Origin of the sequence: Arcobacter sp. 15-2, assembly GCF_047159865.1 — a bacterium.
Lineage (GTDB): Bacteria > Campylobacterota > Campylobacteria > Campylobacterales > Arcobacteraceae > JAIOSF01.
On record NZ_AP038804.1, the window covers coordinates 1,312,538 to 1,325,655 of the forward strand.

The window sequence follows — 13,118 nt, forward strand, 5'->3', positions numbered from 1 at the left end:
TTATGGCAAGAATAGATAAGCAATACAGTAGTACAAACTCAGATGAGTATATGACATTTATATTAGGTGAGATGAAATATGCTGTTGAGTTACCAAAAATTAGAGAGATATTAACATATCCTGATTTAATTACTACACTACCAAATACAACAGAATGGGTAAAAGGTCTTATTAATTTAAGAGGTGAAGTTGTTCCTATTTTGGATATTAGAGTGAAGTTTGGTACTGGTGAAGTACAATATGATGAAAACACAGCTGTAATTGCTGTTATAACAAATGATAATCGAATGATAGGTTTAGTTGTAGATAAAGTTGATGATGTTCAAAAATTAGAAACTTCTCAATTGTATCCTGTATCTGATATGGGATCAGCAATTCCACCTAGATATTTAAAAGGTTTTGTAAGACTCGAAGATAATCAAATGCTAGTTATTATGGATATAGAAACTGTTGTAGCTAAAGAAGAGTTGAAATCATAAATTTCATCTCTTTTATCATCTAAAAGATAAAATATTTTTCTTTAAATCTTCTACATTTGCAATTACATTTTGATTTGTATGTTGTGTAAATCCCCAATTAACTAATAAATAGTCCATATTACACGCTAGGGCGGCATTTCTATCTTTATCACTATCCCCTATAAGAATTGTGTTTTTTATCTCTGTATTGAGTGTTTTTGTTGTGTTTAGAAGCATCTCTGGATGTGGTTTAGGATTAGATACTGTATCTGAACCAATTACATAGTCAAAGTGATGTTTTATCTCTAAATGTTTAATCATCTTATTTGCAAATTGTGCTGATGCATTTGTTGCTATTGAGAGAGTGAAATGCTTATTAATCTCATCTAGTAGTTCTTTTATCCCTTTATAAAGGGAAATGTCACTTATACAGTTATTGTGATAATAATCACCAAAAAGTTTTGTTTGTTCTTCTGTAAACTTTTTTGTACCATAAAAAAATTCTGCTGAATTTATATCTGGATTATTAATATTGGTTAATAGCTCTACTTTAGGCATAGGAAGTAATCCTAGATTTTTTCGCACAAAATTGATAGTGTTGCTAATTACATCACCACTATCTATAAGTGTACCATCCATATCAAATATAATTAATTGTTTTTTTTGCATAGTTGTCCAATTTTGAAGTTAAAAAAAAGGGGCTTAAAATAAGCCCCTCTTTAGATAGTTAAATAGAAGTATTATTTTACTTTTTCTAAATAATCACCAGTTTTAGTATCACATTTGATAATATCACCTTCAATAAGGTGAAATGGAATTTGCACAACTGCACCACATTCGAGTGTAGCAGGTTTTTTACCACCTTGTGAATCACCTTTAAAGTTTGGTGGTGTTTCAACAATTTTCATCTCAACAGTAGCTGGTGCTTCAACAGTGATTGCTTCACCTTTGAAGAACATCATATCTACATTCATCCCATCGATAATCCATTTTTCTGTATCACCAACTTGCTCATAAGTTAGACCAATTTGGTCATAAGTATTTGTATCCATAAATTGTAACATTTCACCATCGTCATATAAAAACTGCATAGTTTTTTGTTGTAAATCTGGAGTTTCAAACTTATCACCAGCATGAAAAGTTTTTTCAATAGTTTTCGCGTTTAAGTAGTTTTTGATTTTACATCGTACAAATGCAGCACCTTTACCAGGTTTTACATGTGCATAATCTGTAATTTTATATGGAATACCATCAACTTCTATCTTTAAACCTTTTTTTAAATCACTCATTCCTAAAGCCATGAAAATCCTTATATTTGTGCATAAGAAACTGATCTTGCAGCTTCTATATTTGATAGTTTTTCTAATGTACCACTTTGAACTTCATCATCAACAATAATAACTGCAAGAGCACCATTTTTGTTTCTTCCAAGTCTAAAGTCTGAAATATTGATTCCTTCATTAGCTAAAATTGTACCAACATTTCCAATCACACCTGGAACATCGGAATTTGATAATAATATCATTTTACCAGTTGGTTCTATATCCATCATATAATCGTTAATAGTAATAATTCTTTGAACATCTTCTTCAAAAATTGTTCCGCTTGTAGAATTAATACCTTTGTTTGTTGTTATTTTAACAGTAACTTGATTTTTAAATGCACTATTATTAGATTGTTCAGAAGATTCAATTTTGATCCCTTTTTCATCTGCTACAAATGTTGCATTTACATAATTGATTTTTTCGCTACCAAGTGATTGTGTTAAAGCACCAACGATTGCAAATGTTTCTAAGCTATCTAAATAGTTAGAAATTTCACCTTCAGCTTCAATTTTAATCGATTTGATTTCACTTTTATCCATTTGTGCAATTAAGAAAGCCATTTTTTGAGTTAGTTCTAAATATGGTTTTACAAATGAAGGTATTTTAGTTTCATCAATAGGTAAATTTAAAGCATGAGGATAACCAATACCACGAGCTGATTTAATTGCATTATTAGCAGCTTGAGTTGCAATTTTAAATTGAGACTCTACAGTGTTCGCACCAAGGTGAGCTGTTACTGTTACATTGTCAAGATCTAATAATGGATGATTGATTGCTGGTTCTTTATTGAATACATCAATTCCCGCCATTGCAATTTTTTTAGATTTTAGATTGTTAAATAATGCTTCTTCATTATATAAACCACCTCTTGCACAGTTGATAAGAATAACACCATCTTTCATCTTTGCAATCTCTTTTTCACCAATCATATCAATTGTTTCATGGTTTTTTGGTGTATGTATTGTAATAATATCACAATCTAAAATATCATCAAAATTAGTTGTATAAGTTACCCCTAAATCTGTAGCTTTTGTAGAAGATATGTATGGGTCGTAAGTTACTACATCCATCTCAAATCCTTTACATCGTAAAGCAACTCTATGTCCAATATTACCAAACCCAATTACACCTATTTTTTTGCCATAAAGTTCTTGACCATACCAGTCTTCTCTTTTCCAAACTCTTTGATCTTTTAATTGAGAATGAGCATAAGGCATTTTTCTCATACAAGAAAGTAAGTGAGTCATAGTAAGTTCTGTTGCTGCAATTGTATTAGCTGTTGGTACATTCATTGCAATTACACCACGCTTACTACAACCATCAATATCAACATTATCAACACCAACCCCAGCCCGTACTACGGCCTTAAGGTTTGTTGCTGCATTTAAAAACTTTTCATCAATATCTGTTGAACTTCTTGTGATACAAACTTGAGCATCTTTGATTACATCTAAAAGGGCAGTTTTATCTATATCTGCTGCATAAACATAATTTATATCACTAGTATTTTTTAATATTTCTAAACCACTTTCATGAATGTGGTCACAAACTACTACTGTAGGTTTATTCATAATTTTCTCCATTTTTACAGTTAAAGTAAGATTACTTTAACTGTCCTGCTAATGCGTCACCAAGTGTCATTGTTGAAGTGTCATTAACTGATTTTAACATATCTCTGTCTTTTTGAGATGCTAATCTTCTTACTGATAATCTTACTCTGTTTCGTTGTTTATCTATATTAACAACTACAGCTTCGATCTCATCACCAATTTTAACTTCATCTTCACCCTCTTCAGGTTTCATCATATCTTCTTTTCGGATAAGTCCATCAAGGTTATTTTCAAGTTTAACAAATACACCAAAATCTTTGATGTCTTTTACTGTAGACTTGATAATATCACCTGTGTTGTGTTCTTTTTCAAATTTTTGTGCTGGAGAATCTTGTAATGCTCTTACACTTAAAGAGATGTTTTCTTTTTCAGTATCAATTTTGATAATTTTTACTTCAATCTCATCACCTTTTTTGTAAATATCTTTACATTTAGCTGTTGATTCCCAGTTAGCTTCTTCATTATGTAAAAGACCATCTACTGTACCTAAGTTTACAAACGCACCAAAGTCTGTTAGTGTTGCAACTGTACCAGTAACTACATCACCAACTTTATTTTCTTTGATAAATGTTTGGAATGGTTTTGGTTGTAATGATTTTAAAGAAACTCTTAATCTTCTTTTATCACAATCTAAATCGATAACTTCAACATTAATCTCTTGACCAATCTCTAAGTAATCTTTTGGATTTTTTACATTTTTGTTGTGGCTAATTTCAGAAATATGTAATAAACCTTCGATGTCATTTCCTAAATCAACAAATGCACCGTATGATTCAAAGTTAGAAACAGTTACAGTAATAGTATCACCAGTTTCAAGAGCATCTCTCATCTCTTCCCATGGATTTGCTAATGCTTCTTTAATTGATAAAGATAAGTGACCTTTTTCTTTGTCATAAGATTTCATAACAGCAATAACTTCATCACCCTCTTTATAGTAAGCTGATGGATTAACTGGACCTTTGTAAGAGATCTCATTGTAGTTAACTAAACCATCAATTCCACCTAAATCTACGAACATACCATAAGAAGTAATTTTTTTAACGATACCAGTTTTAGGCTCATTATTTTCCATTAATTCTGCTATTTTTTCTTCTTTGTGTTTTTGAGCTTCTTCGATTAGTTTTCTTCTAGAGATAACGATGCTTGATGTTTCTGGTTTTGCTTTTAATACAACAGCTTTGATTTTTTTACCAACTGCTCCAACTGCTTTTAAGAAACCTTGTGCCATTGGCATGAAGTATTCCATACCTTCTTCATCTTGAACGATAAATCCAGCTCTTGGTTTAACAGATGTTACAACACCTTCTACAATTACATTTTCTGGATCTTCACCATGTTGTGCGAAAAATTCGTCAAACTTAGCTTTTTGTAAAACTTTTTTGTATGATAACGATAAGTTTTCACCTCTTGTACCAATAATCATCACTGTGATTTTATCACCAACTGAATATTTTACTGTTCCATCTGTGTTTGTAATTTCACTTAATGGGATTCTTCCCTCTTTACCAGCTATACTTACTACAAAGTTATCATCATTAACAATTACTATTTCACCCTCAGTTACTGAGTTTGTTTCAGTGTTCTTTTCGCTCTCCTCCAACATTGCTGCGAAGTCTTCACCTTCTATTTCAAAATCTTCAAATTTCATTTGCTTGCCTACCCTTTTGTTTTTTATGGGCTGATTATATCGAAAATTGACTTAATTTTTTTATATAGCTAGAGTTTTTCTATTTTTTCTATCACTTTTTGGATAATCCAATCGGGAGTTGAAGCACCAGCTGTAACCCCACAAACTGTTTTATTTATAAACCAAGAATCATCTAGTTCTGATTCATCTTCGATCAAATGACTGACACAGTTCTCTTCAGAAATATTAAATAGTTGTTTTGTATTTGATGAGTTTTTACCACCAATAACAATCATGATATCAACAGTGCCAGAGAGTTCTCTTGTAGCTGCTTGATTTTCAAATGTAGCATCGCAAATAGTATTAAAAACTCGAACCTCTTTATATCGAAGTATTAAATGATTTATAATATCTAAGTATTTTTCTTTTTGTTTTGTTGTCTGTGCTACTGTTGCTATTTTGTCATATTTAAAAATTAAGTTATCTAGTTCATCAGGACTAGGGACTACATGTACATCATCCCCATAACTTTTTACACCTTTTACTTCTGGATGGTCATCATCTCCAAATATTACAATACTATATTTATCTTTAGACATATTTTTTACGATTTGTTGTGGTGTAGTTACAAAGGGACAGGTTGCGTTGATAACTTTTGTGTTATTTTCTTTTAATTTTTTTAGATCATTTTTAGGAATACCATGTGTTCTGATGATAACTGTATCTTGTTTTTGTGCTTCTTCAATAGTTGAATATAAATCAACATTGAAATCTTTTTTTAGTCTATCTATCTCTTTTTGATTATGGATAAGAGGTCCCATGGTTGCAGAGTTTTTATGTTCTTCTGCAATTTTGATGGCTCTTTTAACTCCAAAACAAAAGCCATAGTGTGTGGCTAGTTTTACTTTCACTTGTTATCCTTTTAGTGATTTTAGTATTTCAACAAAATTAGGAAAGGATGTTTCAATACACTGTGTATCTTCAATATCCATACCACACAATAGTCCTGCTATTGCAAAACTCATAGCTATTCTGTGATCGCCATGAGAATTTATAGTTGCACTTTTCAGTTTATCATCTCCATTGATTTCATAGCCATCTTCAAATTCAGTGTATGATACACCACATAATTTAAGATTTTCTACAACAACACTAATCCTATCACACTCTTTTACTCGTAGCTCTTTTGCATTTTTGACAATACTTTTTCCATTTGCAATAGACATAGCAATACTTAATGCTGGTAATTCATCTATAAGCCAAGCGATATTTGAGTCAACTGTTACACCATTAAGTACATTATGCTCAACAATAATATCTCCTATAGGTTCATAGACATCTTCAGTTTTTACATAAGTAACTTTTGCACCCATTTTTTCTAAAATTTTGTATGCTTCTATTCGGGTGCGGTTTAAAGTAACATTTTTTAAAGTTACTTTAGCATTTGGTACTATAGCTGCTGCAACAGCAAAGAAAAATGCTGATGAAGGATCTGTAGGTACAGTTATATTTAATGGTTTGAGTTTCCCTTTTAAAGGTTCAATCTCTATCCATCCATCTTTATTTGTTGAAATATTTGCACCCATTCCATTGAGCATTCGCTCAGTGTGATCTCTACTTAATAAGTCTTCTTTATAGTAAGATTTTTCATCACTTTGAATAGCTGCTAAAATAAGTGCTGATTTTACTTGTGCTGAATCTATTGGACTATGATATCTAAATGAAGACAACTTTGCACCACGAATATGAAGTGGGGCTTTGTTTCCCTTTTCTCTTCCATCAATTGATGCGCCAATATTTCGTAATGGATCAGCAACTCTTTTCATTGGTCGAGAACGAAGATACTTATCACCAGTTAAGACAAAACTACCTTCAATACCAGCTAATAATCCAGCATAAAGCCTCATACCAGTTCCTGCATTTCCACAATCTAATACATCGTCAGGTTCACTTAATGTTTTTGGAGGAGTAATTGTAATAATTCCAGTTTCTGAGTCATCTTCAATTCTTGCACCAAGTTTTTCTGCAATTCTCAATGAATCCATAGTATCTTCGCCACGGAGATAGTTTTTTATAACTGATGGTTTATCACTAAACAAACTAAACATAGCACATCTATGAGAAATAGATTTATCACTAGCAATGTTATCAATAACGATATCAAATGAATTTTTTAGCGGTGTTATGTTTAATTTTTTCATTATCTTAAACCTATTTGTAAATCTTTTTCTAATTTATTGAGAACTTTATCCATAATCTCATTTATATCACTTTCTTCAAAAGTTTTAGTTTCTGATTGTAAGATAAATTTTATTGTTAAACTCTCATTTTCACCTAGTTTTTCGTCATTGTATATATCTACTAAATTAAATTGTTTAATCTCATCAATTTTTAGTGAGTTTATTGCTTTTTTTATTTTTTTGTACTCTAAATCTTTTGGTGCAATTATACTTAGATCTCTTTTTGATGATTGAAATTTAGAGATATTTGTAGCAATGATAATATCATCATTTAAAAGGTCAATATCAATTTCTGCCATGTATGTATCGTTTGAAATATCAAAATCAGAAGCTGTATTTGGATGTATTTTATATATTGTTCCTATCTCTTTTCCATTTTGGATGATTGTAGCACTTTGGTAAGGGTGAATAAATGTATTTTTCACCTCTTTTATCATTTCAAGTTCAAATTCTCCAATAACGCTTGATATCTTTTGGCAGAATCCAAAAAAATCTATGCTTATTGGTTTTGCTTTATTTGCAATTGATTCAGACTCTAATTCTCCACTAAATACAAATCCCAATGTTTTTGTTTCATTTCTATTCTTGTCAAATATAGTTCCAATCTCAAATAACCCTATAGATTTATACCCTTGCTTTACATTATGAGAAACTGCATTTGCAAAGTTCAATGCCATCGTTGTTCTAAAAGTATTGAGTTCATTTACAATTGGATTGAGAATATCTTTTTTCTTTATAACAGTTGGGAATTTATATTTTGTAAGAAGTTCTTTATTTGTAAATACATAAGTTAATGTTTCAAAAAATCCATTTGTAATTGCTTTAAATCTTAGATTGTTTTTAAGATTGATTTTTCTAGAAGTTTCATTGTTGTTATTAAACTCTTTTAACTCTAATGGTTTTGATTTTATTTTATCAATACCAATCATCCGAACAATCTCTTCTGTTACATCTGCAATATTTTTAATATCGTGTCTAAATGTAGGGATAGTAACATTGATTGTATTTTGACCATCTTGTTTTACAAAAAACCCCAATGATGTAAGTATTTGACTTACTTTACTTGGTGCTATATTTTGACCAATTATTGCATTGAGTTGTTTGTTATTTATATTGATTGTTTCTGGTGCAATTTCATTAATGAAGTTTTTACTTCCATTGTAAATTGAAGCTCCATTTTGTGAAAGAAGAGTAATTATTGCATCTATACCACTTTCTAAGTTAGGTTCACTTCCCCTTGATGCTTTATAGTAAATATCACCTGTTTTTTTCTTTTTGTCAAAGACTCTTTGTGCAAGTTTTTCTGGATTTGTATAACTAGCTTCTATAATTATTTCATCACAATTATTATTTATATTTCCTGCATCTATACCTACTGTACTGAGTAACATTTTTCCTGATACTGTGTCAAAACCATCTTCATCTTTTGCAATACTTAAAGTAAATAAGTTTTCTTTTTGTTCTGTTGCGATTGCTTTTGAATAGACATTTATTAATACCCCTGAAGAGTGTGTCGCATAAGCCGAAGCTGTTTGAATATCCGTACTTTTCAGTTGTTCAATTGTTGAAGCTCTTAAATTATGCAATAGATCGAGTTTGAAATTTTTTATTGAAGCTGCTTTATAAATTAAATTTGATTCACAATTCATTTCATAATTGATTTCAAAAAATTGTCCAATACCTTTATTGTTTGTATTTACTATAACTTCAATGTTATTTAATGCGATATTAAAATAAGTACTAAGTTCTCTTGCTACTCCATTGATACTAAGGCAATCACCTCTATTTGCAGTAAGTTCTATCTCAATGATTTCATCATTTATAAGTGAATATTCATTGAGTTCTTTCCCTATAATTAACTCTCCAATTGAATTATCTAACTCCATGATTCCATCAAATAATTTAGGTAATCCAATTTCAGTAGAACTACAAATCATACCATTTGATTCCACACCTCTGAGTTTTGCTTTTTTGATTTTAAAATCTTCACCTAAAATTGCACCCACAGTTGCAACAGCAACATATTGTCCTTTTTGCACATTTTTGGCACCACAAACAATTTGTTCAGTTTTATTTCCTATGTTTACTTGACAAATATTAAGTTTATCAGCATCAGGATGTTTCTCACAGGCTTCAATATATCCAACTACTACATTATTTGGAATAAGGGTTCTTTGTGTACTATCAACTTCTAGACCAATTGAATTTAAAGCTTTACACAGTGATTGTGTACTTATTTTTGAAATATCAATATATTCTTGTAACCATTGTCTTGTAACTATCATCTAAATTGTCCTAAAAGTCTAATATCACTCTCAAAAAGAGATCTCAAATCACCTATTTTATGTATAAGCATAGCAAAACGCTCAATACCTAAACCAAATGCATAACCACTTACTTTTTCATATCCAACTGCTTTAAATACATTTTCATCTACGATTCCACAACCTAAAACTTCTAGCCATCCTGTGTGAGAACATACTCGACAGCCAGAGCTTTTTCCTGTAGATTCATCTTTACAGAAGATACATGAGATATCTACTTCAGCAGATGGTTCAGTAAATGGAAAAAATGATGGTCTAAATCTAACTTCAACATCTCCAAACATATGTGTTAAAAACTCTTCCATTACAAATTTTAAATTTGCAAAAGATACAACACCTTCTTTTTCTATTACAAGTCCTTCTATTTGATGAAACATAGGAGTATGTGTAATATCAAAATCTTTTCTGAATACTGTACCTGGAGCTATCATTCTAATAGGTGGTTTTTGACTCATCATAGTTCTAATTTGAACCGGGCTTGTGTGTGTTCTTAAAACTGCACCATCGTTACAGTAAAAAGTATCTTGCATATCTCGTGCAGGGTGATACTTAGGTAAATTTAATGCTTCAAAGTTATGGAAATCATCTTCAACTAAAGGACCCTCTTCAACGCTAAAATTCAAGTTTTGAAAATAGCTTGTGATTTGTGCCATTGTGTCTGCAACGGGATGTGTTGCTGCATGATTTAAATTTGGTGTAAATTTTGTTACATCAATTCTCTCCGCTTCCAATTGTAGCTCTAAAGCTTTTGCCATAAGAATAGTTTTTTGTGATTCTAGTGCTTCGTTTATAGATGCTTTTTGAGTATTCAAGTTTTGTGCAAATGCTTTTTTTTCTTCATTTGGAACTGTTTTCATTTTGGCAAATTCTAGTGTTAAAACACCTTTTTTCCCTAAAATGTCAACTCGTAATTGTTCTAATTGTTCTAAAGATTCACTACTGTTTATCTTTTCTATCCAATCTTGCAAAGGTATCTCCTATGATTAATTATGTATCTCATAATTGTTAATAATTGTGCGATTGTACTGAAACTCTCTTTATAGTTTGGTAAGGAGGAAAATACTCTTTAATATTTTTGATTACATTTGTCTTAATATTGTTTAGCTATACTTATAAGTATAAAATAGTAAGGAAAAATATATGTGTATATTTTGTAAAATAATAGATGATGAAATACCAAGTAAAAAAGTCTTGGAAAATGAAAATTTTTTAGCTTTTGAAGATATCAATCCTCAAGCAAAAATTCATGTGCTTGTAATTCCAAAAGTGCATATTCAGTCATTTAATGAGATGACACCAAATATAATGGCAGAGATGACATCGTTTATTCAAGAAGTAACAGTGACTTTGGGTGTGAAAAGTGATGGGTATAGACTCATTACAAATATTGGTCAACATGGAAATCAAGAAGTAAAACATATCCATTTTCATATTTTAGCGGGTGAGCAGTTAGGAAGATTAGTTTAATGCAAGTATTTGGAAAGTTTAAAGAAGTACACGACTTAGAGTATCTTGTAAAAAGTTATCTGTATATTCCATTAAAAGATGAAAATAATGAAGATATTCTTATTGATTCTGATATGATTGAAACACTTTTAAAAAAGAAAAATAAAAATGTTGCAGGAACGGTTTTTTTATATAATCCTTGTACTGCACCTATTGATTTAAAAGTAAATGAAAAGTTAGTGAATCAGGGTTTCCGATTTGATGATAAATTTTATGAAGTGCATATCGAAAATGAAGTTCGAATTTTAGGAAGAAGTCTCAAAAAATATAGAGGACAACTTATTGAAATTAAGTATTTATTTAATTATAACAAAGAAAATATTGAACCTACCTCTGTACTAGAAGTATTTGATATGGACCTAGGGAAGTTAAAATCGAGTCAGCTTACAGTTTTTGCTAAAAATGATAATTTTCATGATGCAAAAAACATTAGTTACAATGGAAAGTTTATCTTTTTTGCTTGGGGACATAAATTTGATAGACATCACAATGAGATATCATTATACGCATCAAATATCGCACAATGGGCAGCAAAAACTGGAAAAGAGATAGGTTTTATTTATGATAGAGTAAAAGATGAAGCAGATAGTTTTGAATATACACGATTTTTCAAACCAGCAAGTTTTGGTAAACTTAAATTAGTAATTCCACCAGCAATTGAAACGGTTTTTTCAAAAGATAAAATCGAACCGTATAGAATATAATTTAGGTTGCAAAAAATATGAAATGGCAAATATCCAAACAGTTTGACTTTTGTTATGGACACAGAGTTTGGTCACAAAAATTAAATACAGAGTTTTCGCTTGACAACTGCTTGATGTGTAGACATCTTCATGGTCATCAAGGTAAAGTTCTTGTCCATATGGAAAGTGATAAATTAGAAAATGGAATGGTAACTGATTTTAAACATTTAAACTGGTTTAAAAAATTTTTAGATGATACACTTGACCATAAATTTATCATTGATATTAATGATCCTTTATTTTCAACACTGTTGCCTCACTATAGTAAAAAAGAAAACTTAATCGATATGCCAGAAAATTATAAAGTACCTGATTTGTCTATGGTCAAAGATGATGAAACTCATATCATAGAGATGTATGAGGGTTTTATCATTGTAGATTTTGTACCAACAAGCGAAAATTTATCTGCGTGGTTATTAAAAATTGTTCAAGATAAAATGGCAAAGTTAGATATAAAAGTTTCTCATTTAGAATATTTTGAAACACCAAAAAGTAGAAGTGTTGTTTACTCATAGAAAGATACAAATTAAATGTTAGAGATAAATGAAATTTTTGGACCAACGATTCAAGGTGAAGGAAAATGTACTGGAAACCCTTCTGTATTTGTACGCTTTGGAAAATGCAATATGCAATGTCCTGGATTTGAAGTGGAATATGAAACACCAAGCGGTATTAAAAAATGCTCTTGTGATAGTTTTTATGCTTCAGATAGTGCTTTTCGTGATGAATGGAAAAAATATAAAACAAGCCAAGAGTTAATTTTTGAAGTTACAAAAATCTTACCATCTTATAAAGTTGATTTGGTGATAACAGGTGGTGAACCATTACTGTATTGGAAAGATACTGAGTTTCAAAATTTTTTACAATATTATGTAGAAAATGATTTTTTAGTAACAATTGAAACAAATGCTTCAATAGATATAGAACTAAACCAATCTTGGCATCAAAAGTTAATGTTCTCAATGAGTGTAAAATTGAGCAATAGTGGTGAAAAGCTTTCAAAAAGAGTTAATATTCAAACACTACAAAATATTTTAAGTACTTCAAAAACAAGTTATTTGAAATTTGTTGTAGATAAAGCATTTATTGAAGACGCAACAGAAGAGATATTTCAAATTACAAAACAAATTCCCAAATGTGAAGTGTATCTTATGCCTTTAGGTGATACTTCTGAAAGTATTGATAAAAACTCTTTGAGTGTTATTGAACTTGCATTGGAAAAAGGATATAAGTATTCAGATAGATTACATATAAGAGTTTGGAATAACAAAAGAGGTGTTTAAAA

The 13,118-nt window shown here is 30.3% G+C and carries 13 protein-coding genes; 5 read left to right on the forward strand and 8 right to left on the reverse strand.

Translation table 11 applies throughout. The annotated features are described in order from the left end of the window. Window positions 1–2 precede the first annotated feature (2 nt). On the forward strand, window positions 3–479 hold the full coding sequence (locus ACMCMH_RS07000) for a chemotaxis protein CheW (RefSeq protein WP_412724000.1): 477 nt from the start codon (window positions 3–5) through the stop codon (window positions 477–479). Between the two features lie 15 nt (window positions 480–494). On the opposite strand, the gene ACMCMH_RS07005 is transcribed toward ACMCMH_RS07000, so the two are convergent. From ACMCMH_RS07005 to pheS, 8 genes are all read right to left on the reverse strand, one after another. Further along, a complete protein-coding gene (locus tag ACMCMH_RS07005) occupies window positions 495–1,127 on the reverse strand; it encodes an HAD family hydrolase (RefSeq protein WP_412724002.1) in 633 nt (210 codons plus the stop codon). Between the two features lie 71 nt (window positions 1,128–1,198). Continuing rightward, entirely contained in the window at window positions 1,199–1,759 is a 561-nt protein-coding gene (gene efp, locus ACMCMH_RS07010; RefSeq protein ID WP_412724004.1) for an elongation factor P, read from the reverse strand. A gap of 8 nt (window positions 1,760–1,767) precedes the next feature. Further along, window positions 1,768–3,354 (reverse strand): phosphoglycerate dehydrogenase, encoded by a 1,587-nt coding sequence (serA, locus tag ACMCMH_RS07015; RefSeq protein WP_412724006.1) that lies wholly within the window; start codon window positions 3,352–3,354, stop codon window positions 1,768–1,770. A gap of 31 nt (window positions 3,355–3,385) precedes the next feature. Continuing rightward, window positions 3,386–5,041 carry a 30S ribosomal protein S1 gene (locus ACMCMH_RS07020; RefSeq protein ID WP_412724008.1) on the reverse strand — a complete coding sequence of 552 codons (1,656 nt, stop codon included), beginning with the start codon at window positions 5,039–5,041 and terminating at the stop codon, window positions 3,386–3,388. A 68-nt stretch (window positions 5,042–5,109) separates the two neighbouring features. After that, window positions 5,110–5,931 (reverse strand): 4-hydroxy-3-methylbut-2-enyl diphosphate reductase, encoded by an 822-nt coding sequence (locus ACMCMH_RS07025; protein ID WP_412724010.1) that lies wholly within the window; start codon window positions 5,929–5,931, stop codon window positions 5,110–5,112. Window positions 5,932–5,934: 3 nt separating this feature from the next. Beyond that, the gene (gene aroA / locus ACMCMH_RS07030; protein WP_412724012.1) at window positions 5,935–7,221 is read right to left on the reverse strand and encodes a 3-phosphoshikimate 1-carboxyvinyltransferase; all 1,287 of its coding nucleotides are present in this window, start codon (window positions 7,219–7,221) and stop codon (window positions 5,935–5,937) included. Next, window positions 7,221–9,545 carry a phenylalanine--tRNA ligase subunit beta gene (pheT, locus tag ACMCMH_RS07035; RefSeq protein ID WP_412724014.1) on the reverse strand — a complete coding sequence of 775 codons (2,325 nt, stop codon included), beginning with the start codon at window positions 9,543–9,545 and terminating at the stop codon, window positions 7,221–7,223. The genes aroA and pheT overlap by 1 nt, the downstream gene beginning before the upstream one ends. Beyond that, window positions 9,542–10,552, reverse strand: coding sequence for a phenylalanine--tRNA ligase subunit alpha (pheS, locus tag ACMCMH_RS07040; protein WP_412724016.1), 1,011 nt, complete (start codon window positions 10,550–10,552; stop codon window positions 9,542–9,544). The genes pheT and pheS overlap by 4 nt, the downstream gene beginning before the upstream one ends. A 172-nt stretch (window positions 10,553–10,724) precedes the next feature. Between pheS and ACMCMH_RS07045 the strand changes: the two genes are divergently transcribed. The 4 genes from ACMCMH_RS07045 to ACMCMH_RS07060 are packed head-to-tail and all read left to right on the forward strand — an operon-like array spanning window position 10,725 to window position 13,116. Continuing rightward, window positions 10,725–11,051 carry a histidine triad nucleotide-binding protein gene (locus ACMCMH_RS07045; protein WP_412724018.1) on the forward strand — a complete coding sequence of 109 codons (327 nt, stop codon included), beginning with the start codon at window positions 10,725–10,727 and terminating at the stop codon, window positions 11,049–11,051. Beyond that, entirely contained in the window at window positions 11,051–11,794 is a 744-nt protein-coding gene (locus ACMCMH_RS07050; protein ID WP_412724020.1) for a hypothetical protein, read from the forward strand. Before ACMCMH_RS07045 ends, ACMCMH_RS07050 begins: the two co-directional genes overlap by 1 nt. 17 nt (window positions 11,795–11,811) lie before the next feature. Next, window positions 11,812–12,348 (forward strand): 6-carboxytetrahydropterin synthase, encoded by a 537-nt coding sequence (locus ACMCMH_RS07055; RefSeq protein ID WP_412724022.1) that lies wholly within the window; start codon window positions 11,812–11,814, stop codon window positions 12,346–12,348. Window positions 12,349–12,363: 15 nt separating this feature from the next. After that, window positions 12,364–13,116, forward strand: coding sequence for a 7-carboxy-7-deazaguanine synthase QueE (locus ACMCMH_RS07060; protein ID WP_412724024.1), 753 nt, complete (start codon window positions 12,364–12,366; stop codon window positions 13,114–13,116). Window positions 13,117–13,118: the final 2 nt, after the last annotated feature.